Raw genomic sequence first — 15408 nt, 5'->3', positions numbered from 1 at the left:
GCGCGACCGGGTCGGCGCCGGGTGCGCCGGACGCCGCGTTCGAGGCCGGCGCGTCGTGGCCGCCGCACGCGGCGAGCAGCAGCGCGCAGGCCGCTGCGAGCGCGGGCAGGCGCGCGGCCCGCGCGACACGATGAGCGAGTGTGCGGTTCATGCGGCGTCCTTCACGAGTCCCGGCGTCGTCAGCACCACGTCCTTGACGGCTTCGTAGTAGCGGACATAGCCCGTGCAACGGCAGAGATGCGCGTCGAGCGCGTCGGTGATCGTGCGTTCCACGTCGGCCTTCGCGATCGGCTCGCGCTTCAGGCGTTCGATCAGCACGGTCGCCGCGTTGACGAAACCCGGCGTGCAGTAGCCGCACTGGAAACTGAAGTGTTCGAGGAACTTCTGCTGGATCGGCGACAGCTCGACCACTTCGCCGGCTTCGTTGCGCTTCGCGTGGCCTTCGATCGTGCGGATCGAACGGCCGTGGAAGAAGTGCGCGCCGGTAATGCAGGTGCGCATTTCCTCGCTCGTGCCGTCCGGCTGGTCGACGATCACGACGCACGCATGGCAGATGCCCTGCCCGCAGCCGAGCCGCGACCCGGTGAGGCCCGCGTACTCGTGCAGGAACTCGATCATCATCAGCCCTTCCGGCACCTGCATCGGGCCGACGGTCTTGCCGTTGATCCTGACCGACAGCGGTTTCTGCTGGAACCGGACGAGCGGACGCTCGACGGCGGCCGCGGCCGATGCCGGCGCAGCCGGGGCGGCGGGAACGGACGCCGATGCGGCCGAAGTTGCCGCCGGTGCGGAAGCGCCAGTCGCAGCCACGCTGGCGCTCGCGGCCGAAGCCGCGGTTTGGGCGGTCGTCATGCGAGCACCTCCTGAATCTTTTTCGGGGTCACCGGCAGATCGGTGAAACGATGGCCGATCGCGTGCGCGATGCCGTTCACGATCGCGCCGACGACGGGGATCATCACCACTTCGGCGACACCCTTCGGCGGATCGGTCTCGGACAGCGGCGGCAGCACGTCGCCCGTCTGCGTCCAGACGGCGACGTCGGACGCGCGCGGCAGCTGGTAACGGTTGAAGTTCCACGTCCCGTTGCCCGGGCCGTCCTCGTAAAGCGGCAGGTACTCGTGCAGCGCATGGCCGATACCCATCGCGAGACCACCTTGCAACTGGCCCGACACGAGCTGCGGCGAAATCTGGTTGCCGCATTCCATGATCGAATGGTGCGTGAGCAGTTCGACCTTGCCGGTCGCTTCGTGCACGGCCAGCTCGACGAGCGTGCCGACCGCCGTGTAGTACGTGACGGCCGCGTTGTTGCGGCTCGTCGGCGGGATGAACACGCGCTTGCGGTCCAGCACGCGGTAGCCGTTCGCGGTCGGCGGCAGCGTGCCGCGCAGCGCGGTCGCGCCGGCCGGCGCGGCGGTGCCCGGGATCGGACCGTCATCGCCCGTCTTCGGCGCGCCGACCCGCAGCGACAACCCGTCGATCGGCAGACGCTCGACCGCGCCACCTACCTCGAATTCCGCATCGGTCCACTGCCAGCGGTTGAACACGTGCACGACGGCGCCGGTCGGCAGGCCGAGCGCATGCGCCTGCTTCGCGAGCTGTTCGAACGTCAGCGGCTCGAGGCCGTCGGCGGTCAGCTTGCCGTCGACCCAGCGTGCATCCTCGATGCGGATCGTGTACGGCGCGGCCTGGCCGCCGCCGAGGCCGCGCGTCCAGATCGACATCGCGGCCGGCCACAGCCCGTAGCGGAACACGGCGCGCGCGGCTTCGCGCGTGCTGTGCGTGAAGTAGTACGCGGAGTTCGTCGCGCTCGACGGCGACGCATAGCCCGGCGACCAGCGCGGGTTCGCGCTCAGGCGGTCCTGGTCGGCCTGCGACATCAGGTACGGATCGCCGCTCGTCTCGACCGGCAGGTCCGGCCATTCGGTCACGGCCACGCGTACGTCGGTCGCCGGACGGCCGAGCCATTTCGCGACCGCGACGGCCTGCGACGTCGACATCCCGGTGCCGATCTCGGCCGCGGTGTGCTGCAGCGACACCTTGCCGTGCTCGTCGAATTCGACCTTCGCGAACGACGCTTCCGCGCCCGTGCCGAAATCCTTCTGCACGCATGCGAAGCCGACGCCGTAGCGCTTGCCCGGATGCGCGGCCTCGAATTCGGCCTTGCGCGCGACGCGACGCGTCCACAGCGGATGCTGCTTCGCGCGCTCCAGCACTTCGTCGACGCGCAGCGCGCCGGCGGGAATCGCGCCCTGCGTGTTCTTCATCCCCGAACGCAGCGCGTTGCGCAGACGGAAGTCGATCGGGTCGATGTTCAGTTGCGCGGCGATCTCGTCGACCGCCATCTCGGTGGCGGCCATGCTCTGCAGCGTGCCGTAGCCGCGTGCGGAGCCGGCGTCGATCGCGCGCGACGCGATCGCGACGGCCGCCAGGTCGCTCTTCGGGAAGTAGTAGATCGATTGCGCGGCGGTGGCGCCGACCATCGCGACCGACGGCGAGAAGTTCGAGCGACCGCCGCCGTTCGCCTCGAAGTCGCCCTTGAACGACTGCAGCAGGCCCGTGTTGCGGTCGACCGCGATCCGGTAACGCATCTTGAACGCGTGACGCTTCAGCGACGTCTGGAACTGCTCGTAGCGGTCGTTCGCGAAACGCACCGGGCGGCCGTCCGCGTACAGCGCGCAGACGAGGCCGTAGAACGGCACGTTGAAGTGGTCTTTCGAGCCGTAGCCGACCGTGTAGCACGGGTGCACGAACAGCTTCTTCACCGGGAAGCGGCATTTCGCGACCATCGCGGCCGCGTTCTCCGACACTTCGAGCGGCGACTGGGTCGGCACGACGAGGTGCAGCGATTGTGTCGCGGCGTCGTACCAGCAGTTCGCGTTGTCGGGTTCGAGCGCGGCCGTATCGACCGACTGCGTGTTGTATTCGCGGTCGAACACGAGCCAGTCGGCCGACGGATGGTCGAGCTCGCTGGCGATCTGCCCGGCGAGGAACATGCCCTGCTCGTCGAGCTTGCCGTGCTCCTTGCCGTCCGGCCAGACCGGCAGGTGCTTGCGCATCATGCTCGGGAAGATCGGCGCGTCCTTCAGGCTCGAATAGACGTCGTCGTCATAGGCCGTCTTGCCGCCCACGCGCACGTAGCGGAAGGTGCCCCACGGATCGCGCTCGAGCGGGCCCGTGACCGCGCCGTAGCGGATCACGTCGTCGCGGAACTTCAGCGCGTTCTTCGCGAAGCGGAAGCGCGCGAAGTCGTGATAGATCAGGATCGCGACCGCATGGCCGAGATACGCGGGCGTCTTGCCGGCCGGCAACAGCATGTCGTCGCCGTAGAACGCCGGGAACGCGACGCCGTCGCGCGCGAGATCGTCGGCCGTGACCACGCGGTCCGGCTTCAGCTCGTCGCCGAGCAGCGACAGGTCGAAACCTTCGTACGTGCGGTCGGCCTGCGTGACGCGCAGGATCAGCGCGTGCGACTGCTGCTGCGGCCAGTGCGGCATGTCGGCGGCGCGTACGTCGCGGGCGAACACTTTCGAGCCCGTGACCTTCGCGATGCCGTCGATGCGGAATTGGGGGATGCCGGTGACGCTATCCCACTTGACGGGGGTGAGGAGTTTTTCTTCGAAGAGCGCCGCGAACGCGCGGCTGCCGATGGGCGCGACATACACCGCGACGCCCGCCAGCACGCTGGCTTTCAGAAAACCCCGCCGTGACAGGCCGTGGTTTTTCATTGGGGGGAACCTCCTGATGCGGCTCGGACGGCGATCGGGTGTCGCGGCGTTCGGAGCGGCGCGCATTCTGGCATTGTTTTTGATATATCGCCTATAGTATTTCTCGCATGAAATACTTATTGGATTTCTTATAACGGGATTCAGCCGGGCTGCGGCGGGCGGTCGCGGGCGCGAATCGTCGGCCGTGCACGTGCGGCCGGCGGCCGCCACGCCGGCTGCTGCCCCCGTCTCCTGCCAGTCGCCGCACATCGTTCCGTTCGCAACGATGCTGCCTTCGCGCCGCCGAATCCGCAAGCCTCTCGCAACCGTGGTTTACGACTACCGCGCGAAGCGGTGCGCGGCGCCGTCGGGCGGCCCGCGCCGCCGGTTTTTCATGGTAATGTCGTGCGCATCCGGCTCGGCCGGGCGTCCGCCACGTGCCGTGCGGGCGTCGCCAGCCATCCCGACATCGTGTCGAGGTCAACGACCATGGCAGTCAGGGCCTCTCTCCTGAACTCCGTTCTCGCCACTCCCCCCTCCGGCAACCACCGCGTGACGGCCGCGCTGCGTCCGTCGATGCTCGTCACGCTGTTCGAGGACGTGCGCCCGATGGCGCTGTCCGGGCTCGCGAGCGGCTTCGTCGCGGCCGTCGCGCTGATCCGGCTGCAGCAGCTGTGGTGCCTCGCGTGGCTCGTCGTCGACGTCGGCCTGCTCATCGCGCGCCTGTCGATCGCACGGGCCTACACGGTGCGGCGCAACGCCGGCGACGATCGCGCCGAATACTGGGCGAGGCGCTATGCGCCGGTGTCGCTCGTCGCGTGCTTCGTGCTCGGCCTCGGCGTGATGGGCTGCGTGCAGGCCACCGACGTCGAACTCGGCACGCTGTCCGTGATGGTCGCAGGCGGCGTGTTCGGCGGGATCGCGTCGCGCAATTCGGCGCTGCCGCGGCTGGCGATGACGCAGGTCGTGCTCGGCGTGCTGCCGATCGGCGTCGGTGCGCTGCTGGCCCCTCGGCCGGGCGCCTGGCTGCTGGTGCCGCCGCTCGCGATCTATCTCGCGGCAATGCGCACGGTCGTCCAGCGCCACTACCGCGTGCTCGTCGCGCTGATCGCCGCGCGCCAGCGCAACGCCGAACTCGTCGCCCGCTTCGACGCCGCCCTCACCTACATGCCGCACGGCCTGTGCATGATCGACGGCGACAGCCGCGTGATCGTCGCGAACCGGCGCACCGCGCAACTGTTCGGCTCGCCGCGCGAGATCATGCTCGATACGCCGTTGCCCGCCGTGGTCGCCGCGCTCGGCACCGAGGCCGTGATCGATCCCGGCGGCGCCGGCCTCGCCGCGCAGTGCGACAGCTGGCTGAGCCGCCACGAGCCCGGGCCGCTCGACATCGCGCTCGCCGACGGCCGCCAGCTCGAACTGACGCGCCACCGCGTGCCGGACGGCAACGCGGTGATCATCGTCGAGGACGTCACCACACGCCGTCAGACCGAACAGCACATCCGGCACCTCGCGCGACACGACGCGCTGACGGGTCTGCCGAATCGCCACGAACTGCACGCCGAGCTCAAGCGAATGCTCGCGCGCCGGCCGCGGCTGCCGAGCCCGGCATTCGCCGTCATGTATCTCGACCTCGACGGCTTCAAGTCGATCAACGACCGCTTCGGCCACCAGGCCGGCGACGAAGTGCTCACGCAAGTCGCCGAGCGGCTCGGCAAGACGCTGCCGCCGGGCGAGCTCGCCGCTCGCATCGGCGGCGACGAATTCATCGTCGCGATCGACGACACGACGATGCACGCGTGCTCGATCCTCGCCGCGCGGATCATCCGGCAGATTTCGGCGCCGTACGCGCTGTCGATCGGCGAGACCGTCTGCATCGGTATCAGCATCGGCATCGCGCTCGACGACGGGCACGGCTCGCCCGACGAGCTGATCCGGCAGGCCGACAGCGCGCTGTACGACGCGAAGTCGGCCGGCAAGGGCATCTACTGCTTCTACTCGAGCGGCAGCCGCCGCATGGCGCCGGCCGCCGCCAGTTGAGCCGGCGACGCGGCACTCCGCCGCGCATTCATCCGTTCCGTACGCGCCGCCCCCTCCCGACGATTCAATTCCGAAACACTTTGCCGGTTCGCACGTGGCCCGCGCGTTCGCGTGTCACGTGACGTGTTCCGTAACATCGTCGTACGCCACGCCGAAAGATGACTGCAGAAGCCCGCACGATCGAGGCCGAGTACGGCGTTTCGCGGTTGGCACTCTTATTGCTACTTGATGGGGAAAGAACGTTTCAGGGAGCCCAACATGAATACCGTCGACGTCCTCGCACGAACCGAAATCATCGACGAACAGGCCGTGATCGACGGCGCCTCGCTGATCCGCCGGCTCGTGTCCGACCGCCGGATGCCGGCCGCGTACGAAGCCGCATGCATCGACAATCCACCGCTCACGCTGTACGGCGCGTTTCGCCAGGGCGTCGCCGATCACGCCGCGCGGCGTGCGAATCCGTATCGCGCCGGCAGCCGGTTCTGGGCGCTGTGGGAAGAAGGACGTCTCGAAGCTGAAACATCCGGCCGATAAGCCGGTCATGCGCGCCGGCCCTGTCCCGACACGGGCTGGCGCGAAAGCCGGCGCGTGAATGCAGCCGGCCGGCACGCCGGCATGGCTTCATCGCTGCAACATCGCGCGGGCTCGCGTATCGGCCCGGCAACGCACGGCAGTGCGCCCGTCCGCAGTCACGCGCAGCCCCGCTGATCCCGCCCGCCGCGCCGCGCGGTGCCGGTTTCCCCTATAAGATGGCAGATTCCGTTCATCGAACGATACCGCCATGACCGCCTCTTCCTCTCCCCGCAATCCCATTCACTGCGAAATCGATCTCGACGCGCAAGGCAAGCACGCGGGCTACCTGCGCCTGCCGCACTCCGTGCACCGCTCCGCCTACGGCTGGCTGCCGATCCCGATCGTGTCGATCCGCAACGGCGACGGCCCGGTGGCGCTCGTGATGGCCGGCAACCACGGCGACGAGTACGAAGGCCAGATCATCGTGTCGCAACTGATGCGCGAAATCGAACCCGACATGGTCAGCGGGCAATTGATCCTGTTGCCGATGGCGAATTTCCCGGCGGCGGATGCGGGCCAGCGCGTGTCGCCGCTCGACGAAGGCAACCTGAACCGCAGCTTTCCCGGCGACCCGACCGGCACGCCGACGCAGATGATCGCCCACTACATCGAGCATGTGCTGCTGTCGCGCGCGCAGTACCTGGTCGACCTGCATTCGGGCGGCAGCTCGCTGCTGTACCGGGGCGGCAACATGCTCGCGATCGATCCGCTCGACGCCGAAGAAGCCGCGAAGCTCAACGGGCTGCTGGTCGCGTTCGGGTTGCACAACGCGCTGCTGCACGCACCGAATCCCGTGCATTCGGCGTCGGCCGCGCGCCGGCAAGGCGCGATCTCGATCGTCACCGAGCTCGGCGGCGCCGGCATGGCCGATCCGTCGCTGATCCGGCTCGGCCGCCAAGGGCTGCTGCATTACCTCGGCTACATCGGGCTGCTGCACGGCGCGCTCGTGCCCGACGCGCCGCCGACCGTCCCGCGTTTCATGCGCGTCGACGGCGATCGCCATTTCGTCTATGCGTACGAGCGCGGGCTGTATGAACCGCTCGTCGAACTCGGCGATCAGGTGAAGGCCGGGCAGCCGGCCGCGTGGGTGCATTTCCCCGATACGCCGTTGCGCGAACCGGTGCTGCACCGGTTCAACGGCGATGGCGAGGTGGTGTGCAAGCGGGTGCCCGCGCAGGTGCGGCGCGGGGATTGTCTGTTTCAGCTGGCGGAGTTGTCGACGCCACCACGTGTCATCGAGTGAGGCACCCGACTGACGCGTTCACGACCATCGTACGCCGCCAGTGCGGACACGCTGACCGTCAGTCGGACGACACCGGCGACTCATTCCCCTGCGCAACGCCGGTTACGCATTCAAGGTTCTTCTACTGTTCTGCGCTTTGGCGGCACGGTAGGCCAGCGAATTCTGGCGGAAGTTGAAAGGCATGGAGCAACGCGCATAGCCTCTGAATCGGTTGATCGCGCCGACGGGCGCACCGGTCTTTGAGCTAGCTGGCCCCCGTCCAATGACCGTTTCCAGGTACGAACCCGGGGCCGTCAGCGGCTAACCGGGGGCCCTTCCGGCCACTGACCGCCCCCGTCATATAGAATGACGCGCTTTGCCCGTACGCCTATGTGGTTCAAGAATCTCCAGCTTCACCGTCTTCCCGCACCCTGGGCCGTCACCCCCGACCAGATGGAAAAATGGCTGGCGCCTCACGCGTTCCAGCCGGGCAGCAGCGTCGAGATGCAGCGCGTCGGCTGGGCGTCGCCGCGTGACGACGGCGCACTCGTGTATTCGAACAACCGGCAGATGCTGCTGCTGTTTCGTGCCGAAAAGAAGCTGCTCCCGGCATCGGTCGTCAATCAGGTCACCAAGGCACGCGCGCTCGAAGTCGAGGAGCAGCAGGGCTTCAAGGTCGGCCGGAAACAACTGCGCGAACTCAAGGAGCAGGTGACCGACGAACTGCTGCCGCGCGCGTTCAGCATTCGCCGCGATACCCGCGTGTGGATCGACACGGCGAATGGCTGGCTCGTCATCGACGCGGCGGCACAGGCGCTTGCCGACGACGTCCGCAGCCTGCTCGTCAAATCGATCGACCCGTTGCCGCTCGCCGGCGTTCATGTCGCGCGCTCGCCGGTCGCCGCGATGACGGACTGGCTGCTGTCCGGCGAAGCGCCGGGCGGCTTCACCGTGGACCAGGACGCCGAGTTGCGCTCGAGCGGCGAAGGCGGCGCCACGGTGCGATACGTCGGTCACGCGCTGGAAGCGAACGACATGCGCCGGCACATCGAAGCCGGCAAGCAATGCATGCGCCTCGCGATGACGTGGAATGACCGGATCTCGTTCGTGCTGACGCCGTCGCTGACGATCAAGCGCGTCACGCCGCTCGACGTGATCAAGGAAGCGGCGGACCCCACCGCGCAAAACGACGACGAGCGCTTCGACTCGGACTTCACGCTGATGACGGGCGAACTGACGCGGATGCTGGCCAGTCTCGTCGATATCCTGGGTGGCGATCAGCAGGACGCGATTCAGCAGGCGGCAGCGGCCTGAACGCTGTCGTCGTCGATCAGCGCCCCGCGCTGACGCGACACATCGAGGAGAACCCGTCGCCACCATGGCGGCGGGCCCCGGCCTGGCGCGCACAAGCGTGACGAGCCAGCGCCGAATCGGCATCACCCGTCGGCCACGAAACGACACCATCCTGCCGGTCGTCGAGGCCGTACATCCATCAAACGGGCACGGCTCCCGCCACGCCCGTTCGCCGCACCCCACTCCCTCTGCAAGCCTTCTTCCACCTTCCGCGAAATCCTTATCGAAATTGCTTCGTTCGCCTTTGCCGGCCGCGCCGCTAACGTGTTCAAAACGGCGGCGGCGCGCCGGATGCATCGCACGAAGCACGACAGCCGCCGCCATCACGACAACTGCGTCGCGATAACGGAACAGACCGGACGGGCCGCGTGCCCGCACCCCGCCAGGAACGTCCGCATCGCGCGCCATTCGCGATGCCCATGGCCACGAACGACCGCATCATCGACACGACGCCGCTCGACGTCCGCGCGCAGCCGCTGATCGACGCGCTGATCGACGAGTATTCGACCCGTTACGACGCATACCGCCCCGACAGCCGCGCGTCGGCCCGCGACGAACTCGCGCGCTATCCGGCCGAACTGTTCGCGCCGCCCGAAGGCGCGTTCGTGCTGCTGCTGCGCGACGGCGAGACAATCGGCGGCGGCGCGTTCAAGCGCTACGACGCGCAGACCGCCGAACTGAAACGCATCTGGACGCGCACCGACCTGCGCCGCCAGGGCCTCGCGCGACTCATCGTCGAAGCGCTCGAACTGCGCGCCGTGCAACAGGGCTACCGCCGCCTCTACCTGACCACCGGCTTTCGCCAGCCCGAAGCGTGGGCACTGTACGACCGCACCGGCTATACGCGGCTGTTCGATTCGTCGATCGACCCGGAAGCGTATTTCCACTTGCGTTTCGGCAAGGATCTCGTCGATCCGTCGCGCACGTCGACGCTGGCCGACCTGTGGGCGCCCGTGCCCGAACCGGTGCTGCCGCGCTGAGCGCGCGACATCCCGCCTTTCATCTCGCACTTCCCGCTTTCAACGATTCCACGCTGCCACGACAGGACGTTTTCATGCATCGAGCCGTACCGCTTTCTTTCCGTGCCGTGCGCACGCTGGCCGCCGCGCTGATCGGCCTGAGCGCCTTCGCCGCCGCGACGGCCGCGGTCGCCGCGACGTTCGACCTGAGCCCCGAGCAGCGCGGCCGCCCGCGTGGCGCGGCCGATGCGGCGGTCGAGCGCGCGGTGCCCGCGTCGTTCAAGTTCGCCGAGCCCGGCACGCTGACGATCGGCATCGCGCCGAGCCTGCCGCCGATCAGCTCGTATGCGACCGACGCGCGCACGGTGATCGGCTTCGACGCCGACGTCGGCCAGCTCGTGTCCGACAGCCTCGGCCGCAAGCTGAAGATCGTCGCGCTCGCGTGGGCCGACTGGCCGCTGGCGCTCGAATCGGGGAAAGTCGACGCGGTGATCTCGAACGTGACCGTCACCGAGGAGCGCAAGCAGAAGTTCGATTTCTCGACCTATCGCAAGGATCAGGTCGGCTTCTACGTGCGCAACGACAGCAAGATCCAGGCGATCCGCGAGCCGAAGGACGTCGCGGGGCTGCGCATCGTGACCGACGCCGGCACCAACCAGGAAAAGATCCTGCTCGCGTGGGACCGCGAGAACGTCGCGCACGGGCTGAAACCCGTGCAGATCCAGTATTACGACGACCAGGCGATGCGCATCGTCGCCGTGCAGTCGGGCCGGGCGGACGCGGTGTTCAGCGTGAATTCGGTGCTCGCGTATCAAAGCGCGCAGCAAGGCAAGACGCGGCTCGTCGGCGCAATCAGCGGCGGCTGGCCGCGCACGGCCGACATCGCGATCGCGACGCGCCGCGGCAGCGGCCTCGCCGAGCCGCTGACCGTCGCGCTGAACGGGCTGATCAAGAGCGGCCGCTACCAACAGGTGCTCGACCGCTGGAACCTCGCGTCCGAAGCGATCGACCAGTCGCGTACGAATCCGCCCGGGCTGCCGAAAAGCTGAGCGCCGCGCGCCCGCAACCGTCCATCCACGCTCACGCAGGAACGCCGCTCACCATGTCTTATTCGCTTTCGTTGCTGGACAAGAGTCCGATCGCCGACGGCGCGAACGCCGCCGACGCGCTGCGCTTCACCACGACGCTCGCGCGACGCGCCGAACAGCTCGGCTACGCGCGCTTCTGGGTCGCCGAGCATCACGGCACGCCGGGCTTCGCGAGTTCGGCGCCGGAGGTCGTCGTCGCGCACCTGCTCGCGCACACGTCGCGCATCCGGATCGGCTCGGGCGGCGTGATGCTGCAGCACTACAGCCCGTTCAAGGTCGCGGAAACATTCAAGCTGCTGGCCGCGCTCGCGCCGGGCCGCGTCGATCTCGGCATCGGCAAGGCGCCCGGCGGGCTGCCGCTGACCACGCGCGCGCTGCAGTGGTTCCACGACAAGGCGCGCAAGCCCGATTTCGCGGGGCAGCTCGCGGAGCTCGACGCGTTTCTCGGCTGGGGCGTGGCCGAAGATCATCCGCTCGCCGGCGCGGTCGCGATGCCGGTGCCGCCGCAGTTGCCCGAACGCATCCTGCTCGGCGGCTCGCCGGACAGCGGCGCGCTCGCCGCGCGCCAAGGCTGGCGCTTCTGCTACGCGGGCCATTTCAACGGCGACGACGCGAATCTCGAACGCTCGCTCGACGCGTACCGCGGCGCGGGCGGCGAGAAGCCGCTCGTCGCGCTGTACGCGGTCGCCGCGCCGACGCGCGACGAGGCCGAACAACTGATCGGGCCGCTGAAGATCTTCAAGCTGCAGTTCGCGGGCGGCCAGAGCTTCAATCTCGGCAGCGCGCAAGCGGCTGCGGAATTCGCGCGGCAAAGCGGCGCGTCCGACTACCGGATCGACGAGCTGCGCCCGACGGTGCTGGCCGATACGCCCGAGGGCGTGCACCGCGCGCTCGACGCGCTGAGCCGGCGGCTCGACGTCGATGCGTTCGTGATCGATTCGCCGGTCTCCGACTACGCGGCGCGGCTCGCGTCTGCCGAATGGCTCGGCGGCGCGCTGTCCACCACGCCGTTGCAAGCGGCCCTCGCGGCCGATCGCTCCCTCTCCCCTGACCAGAACGCGTGACATTCCCATCATGACGACCCGACGATCGATTCCCTTCGGCCTGATGCTGCAAGGCGCAGGCAGCCACATGAACGCGTGGCGGCATCCGAGCAACCCGCCCGACGCCAGCATCAACCTCGACTTCATGATCGGCGTCGCGCGCAAGGCGGAAGCCGCCGGCATCACCTTTGCGTTCGTCGCGGACGGCCTCTACATCAACGAGAAGTCGATCCCGCACTTCCTGAACCGCTTCGAGCCGCTGACGGTGCTGTCGGCGCTCGCGGTCGCGACGAAGAAGATCGGGCTCGCGGGCACGATCTCGACGTCGTACAGCGAGCCGTTCACGGTCGCGCGCCAGCTCGCGTCGCTCGACGCGATCAGTGGCGGACGCGCGGGCTGGAACGTCGTGACGACGCCGCTCGAAGGCACCGCGAAGAATTTCGGCAAGACGCACCCGGATCACGAACTGCGCTACGAGATCGCCGACGAATACCTCGAGGTCGTGCAGGGCCTGTGGGACAGCTGGGACGACGATGCATTCGTGCGCGACCGCGCGACCGGCCGCTTCTTCGATCGCGACAAGCTGCATACGCTCGATCACCAGGGCCGCTTTTTCCAGGTTGCGGGCCCGCTGAACATCCAGCGCTCGCCGCAGGGGCAGCCGGTGATCTTCCAGGCCGGCTCGTCCGACACCGGCATCGGCCTCGCGGGCAAATACGCGGACGCCGTGTTCACGCATTCGCCGTCGATCGAGGAAACGGCCGCGTTCACGCAGCGCGTGAAACAGAGCGCGATCGAGCACGGGCGGCAGGCCGGCGACGTGAAGATCTTCCCGGGCGTCGGGCCGATCGTCGGCCGCACGGCCGCCGAAGCTGAAGACAAATACCAGGCGATCCGCGACCTGCTGACGATCGACGAGGCGCTCGCGTACCTCGGCCGCTATTTCGATCACCACGATTTCACGCAGTACGCGCTCGATGCGCCGTTCCCGGAACTCGGCGAGCTCGGCCGCAACAGCTTCCGCTCGACCACCGACCGCATCAAGGCCGATGCGAAACGCAAGGGCCTGTCGCTGCGCGAAACCGCGCTCGCGGTCGCGACGCCGCGGCCGAACTTCATCGGCACGGCCGAACACGTCGCCGACGAACTGATCCGCTGGCACGACGCAGGCGCCGGCGACGGCTTCATCCTCGGTTTTCCGGTCCAGGCGCAGGGCGTCGACGATTTCATCGAACTCGTGATTCCGGTGCTCGAGGCGCGCGGCCGCTACAGCCGCGACCTGCCCGGCGCCACGCTGCGCGACCACCTCGGTCTGCCGCGCAAGGCGAGCCGCTACGCGACGCCCGACGCCGCCCAGGAAACGGCCGCCGAAGCGCACGCCTGACGCCGCCGCGCCGCCCATGCACGGCGGCGCGTCCGCCGATCGATCGATTCGAGGATTCCAACGACATGAGCGACACGACCCACCTCGGCGGCGCGCTGCCGCCGCTCTCTTCCCCCGACGCACGCGAGGCCGGCACGCGTTTGCGGATCGTGCCCGCGCGCCACCGGTCGCGCACGGCCGGCACCGTGCTCGCGCTCGTGCTGATCGCGCTCACGCTGTATTCGCTCCTCGGCAACCCGCAATGGGGCTGGCCGGTGTTCGCCGAATGGTTCCTGTCGCCGCCGGTGCTGTCGGGGCTCGCGCGCACGCTGGTGCTGACGCTGCTCGGCGCGGTGTTCGGCTTCGTGCTCGGCGCGTTCGTCGCGCTGGCCCGGTTGTCGCGCTCGCGCCTGCTGTCCGCCAGCGCATGGACCTTCGTGTGGCTGTTCCGCTCGATTCCGCTGATCGTGCTGCTGCTGATCCTGAACAACCTCGGCTACCTGTACGAGCACGTGCGGCTCGGCGTGCCGTTCACCGACATCGTGTGGTTCGACACGCCGACCACCGACCTCATCAGCCCGTTCCTCGCGGCCGTGCTCGGCCTCACGCTGAACCACGCGGCGTTTTCCGCGGAGGTGATCCGCGGCGGCATTCTCGCGGTCGACCAGGGACAGCTCGAAGCCGCCGCCGCGCTCGGGCTGCCGCGCGGCCGCCAGACGTCGCGGATCGTGCTGCCGCAGGCGATGCGCGCGATCCTGCCGACCGCATTCAACGACCTGATCTCGCTCGCGAAAGGCACGTCGATGGTGTACGTGCTCGCGATGCCCGAACTGTTCTACACGGTGCAGGTGATCTATCGCCGCAACCTCGAAGTGATTCCGCTGCTGATGGTCGCGACCGTCTGGTACCTGATCATCCTGACCGTGCTGTCCGCGATCCAGGTGCAGGTCGAGCGGCACTATGCACGCGGCGCGCTGCGCAATCCGCCGCCGTCGGTGGTCACGTTCGCGCTTGCGCGCCTCGGCGGGCTGTGGCGGCGTGTCGCGTCACGCCGTGCGGCGTCGAATGCGCAGGCCGCAGACGACACGCGCACCGATACCGCGGCCGCCGTGTCGCGCACCGGCGGCGAAGTGGCCGTGCATGGCGTGTCGAAGCAGTTCGGCATGCAGCGCGTGCTCGACAACGTGTCGTTCGTCGCGCCGCGCGGCAGCGTGACCGTGATCGTCGGGCCGTCCGGCTCCGGCAAGTCGACGCTGCTGCGCACGATCAACCATCTCGAACGCGTCGACGACGGCTTCATCGACATCGACGGCGAGCTGATTGGCTATCGCCGCGACGGCGACGTGCTGCACGAGCTGAAGGAGCGCGACGTGCTGAAGCGGCGCACGGCCGTCGGCATGGTGTTCCAGAACTTCAACCTGTTCCCGCACCTGACGGTGCTCGAGAACCTCATCGAAGCGCCGGTCGCCGTCGCCGGCGTGACGCGCGATGCAGCCGAGCACAGCGCACGCGCGCTGCTCGCGCGCGTCGGCCTCGCGGATAAGGCCGATGCGTACCCGCGCCAGTTGTCCGGCGGCCAGCAGCAACGTGTCGCGATCGCGCGGGCGCTCGCATTGCGGCCGAAGGTGCTGCTGTTCGACGAGCCGACGTCGGCGCTCGATCCCGAACTCGTGAACGAAGTGCTCGACGTGATCAAGGAACTCGCGCGCTCGGGCACGACGCTCGTGATCGTCACGCACGAAATCGGCTTCGCGCGCGAAGTGGCGGACAACGTGCTGTTCATGGAACGCGGGCGCATCGTCGAGGCCGGGCCGCCCGCCGCCGTGCTCGATGCGCCGTCGCATCCGCGCACCCGCGCGTTCCTGTCGCGGGTGCTGTGATGCGCGCCGCTTCCGACTTGCGGGGTGCCGCACGATGACCGATCGACGCCAGTTCATCACGGCCGCGCTGCTCGCGGCATCGGGCCTGCCGTGGCAGGCGGCACGCGCGGCGGCGGCCACCGCCGACCTCGACCCGCGCCAGGCCGGCCGCCCGCGCGCCGGCCCCGACGACGCGGCCATCCG

The 15408-nt window shown here is 68.7% G+C and carries 11 protein-coding genes and 1 pseudogene; 10 read left to right on the top strand and 2 right to left on the bottom strand.

Going from position 1 to position 15408, the window contains the following annotated elements; genetic code table 11:
• Positions 1–147: 147 nt before the first annotated feature.
• Both MMB92_RS33510 and MMB92_RS33505 read right to left on the bottom strand, forming a co-directional pair.
• Positions 148–852, bottom strand: coding sequence for a (2Fe-2S)-binding protein (locus tag MMB92_RS33510; protein ID WP_006483632.1), 705 nt, complete (start codon positions 850–852; stop codon positions 148–150).
• Positions 849–3725: a molybdopterin cofactor-binding domain-containing protein gene (locus tag MMB92_RS33505; protein WP_084751446.1), complete on the bottom strand. Its 2877-nt coding sequence runs from the start codon at positions 3723–3725 to the stop codon at positions 849–851. The genes MMB92_RS33510 and MMB92_RS33505 overlap by 4 nt, the downstream gene beginning before the upstream one ends.
• A 468-nt stretch (positions 3726–4193) precedes the next feature.
• Here MMB92_RS33505 and MMB92_RS33500 point away from each other — a divergent pair, with 468 nt between their 5' ends.
• The 10 genes and pseudogenes from MMB92_RS33500 to MMB92_RS33455 form a co-directional block, all read left to right on the top strand.
• The gene (locus MMB92_RS33500) at positions 4194–5744 is read left to right on the top strand and encodes a sensor domain-containing diguanylate cyclase (protein WP_084751448.1); all 1551 of its coding nucleotides are present in this window, start codon (positions 4194–4196) and stop codon (positions 5742–5744) included.
• Positions 5745–6002: 258 nt separating this feature from the next.
• Positions 6003–6278 (top strand): hypothetical protein, encoded by a 276-nt coding sequence (locus MMB92_RS33495; protein ID WP_011547674.1) that lies wholly within the window; start codon positions 6003–6005, stop codon positions 6276–6278.
• Positions 6279–6525: 247 nt separating this feature from the next.
• Entirely contained in the window at positions 6526–7560 is a 1035-nt protein-coding gene (locus MMB92_RS33490; protein WP_084751450.1) for a succinylglutamate desuccinylase/aspartoacylase family protein, read from the top strand.
• A gap of 369 nt (positions 7561–7929) precedes the next feature.
• Positions 7930–8853: a recombination-associated protein RdgC gene (locus MMB92_RS33485; protein ID WP_084751452.1), complete on the top strand. Its 924-nt coding sequence runs from the start codon at positions 7930–7932 to the stop codon at positions 8851–8853.
• A 458-nt stretch (positions 8854–9311) separates the two neighbouring features.
• Positions 9312–9872 (top strand): GNAT family N-acetyltransferase, encoded by a 561-nt coding sequence (locus MMB92_RS33480; RefSeq protein WP_027806016.1) that lies wholly within the window; start codon positions 9312–9314, stop codon positions 9870–9872.
• Positions 9873–9946: 74 nt separating this feature from the next.
• The gene (locus MMB92_RS33475; protein WP_084751454.1) at positions 9947–10900 is read left to right on the top strand and encodes an ABC transporter substrate-binding protein; all 954 of its coding nucleotides are present in this window, start codon (positions 9947–9949) and stop codon (positions 10898–10900) included.
• A 53-nt stretch (positions 10901–10953) separates the two neighbouring features.
• Positions 10954–12003, top strand: coding sequence for an LLM class flavin-dependent oxidoreductase (locus MMB92_RS33470; protein WP_196433714.1), 1050 nt, complete (start codon positions 10954–10956; stop codon positions 12001–12003).
• Between the two features lie 10 nt (positions 12004–12013).
• A complete protein-coding gene (locus MMB92_RS33465; RefSeq protein WP_084751458.1) occupies positions 12014–13366 on the top strand; it encodes an LLM class flavin-dependent oxidoreductase in 1353 nt (450 codons plus the stop codon).
• Positions 13367–13431: 65 nt separating this feature from the next.
• Positions 13432–15225 (top strand): amino acid ABC transporter permease/ATP-binding protein, encoded by a 1794-nt coding sequence (locus MMB92_RS33460; protein WP_080324482.1) that lies wholly within the window; start codon positions 13432–13434, stop codon positions 15223–15225.
• A gap of 34 nt (positions 15226–15259) precedes the next feature.
• Positions 15260–15408: pseudogene (locus tag MMB92_RS33455) on the top strand (ABC transporter substrate-binding protein); the annotation flags it as partial.

The sequence above is a fragment of the Burkholderia sp. IO2 genome, from assembly GCF_029522185.1.
GTDB lineage: Bacteria > Pseudomonadota > Gammaproteobacteria > Burkholderiales > Burkholderiaceae > Burkholderia > Burkholderia cenocepacia.
This window is presented reverse-complemented; position numbering and strand designations above follow the sequence as displayed.

What these genes read in the sequence shown, in the direction of transcription:
- MMB92_RS33470 (WP_196433714.1), top strand. Translation starts at nt 10,954, where the DNA reads ATGTCTTATTCGCTTTCGTTGCTGGACAAGAGTCCGATCGCCGACGGC.
- MMB92_RS33495 (WP_011547674.1), top strand. Translation starts at nt 6,003, where the DNA reads ATGAATACCGTCGACGTCCTCGCACGAACCGAAATCATCGACGAACAG.
- MMB92_RS33500 (WP_084751448.1), top strand. Translation starts at nt 4,194, where the DNA reads ATGGCAGTCAGGGCCTCTCTCCTGAACTCCGTTCTCGCCACTCCCCCC.
- MMB92_RS33485 (WP_084751452.1), top strand. Translation starts at nt 7,930, where the DNA reads ATGTGGTTCAAGAATCTCCAGCTTCACCGTCTTCCCGCACCCTGGGCC.
- MMB92_RS33465 (WP_084751458.1), top strand. Translation starts at nt 12,014, where the DNA reads ATGACGACCCGACGATCGATTCCCTTCGGCCTGATGCTGCAAGGCGCA.
- MMB92_RS33460 (WP_080324482.1), top strand. Translation starts at nt 13,432, where the DNA reads ATGAGCGACACGACCCACCTCGGCGGCGCGCTGCCGCCGCTCTCTTCC.
- MMB92_RS33510 (WP_006483632.1), bottom strand. Translation starts at nt 852, where the DNA reads ATGACGACCGCCCAAACCGCGGCTTCGGCCGCGAGCGCCAGCGTGGCT.
- MMB92_RS33480 (WP_027806016.1), top strand. Translation starts at nt 9,312, where the DNA reads ATGGCCACGAACGACCGCATCATCGACACGACGCCGCTCGACGTCCGC.
- MMB92_RS33475 (WP_084751454.1), top strand. Translation starts at nt 9,947, where the DNA reads ATGCATCGAGCCGTACCGCTTTCTTTCCGTGCCGTGCGCACGCTGGCC.
- MMB92_RS33490 (WP_084751450.1), top strand. Translation starts at nt 6,526, where the DNA reads ATGACCGCCTCTTCCTCTCCCCGCAATCCCATTCACTGCGAAATCGAT.
- MMB92_RS33505 (WP_084751446.1), bottom strand. Translation starts at nt 3,725, where the DNA reads ATGAAAAACCACGGCCTGTCACGGCGGGGTTTTCTGAAAGCCAGCGTG.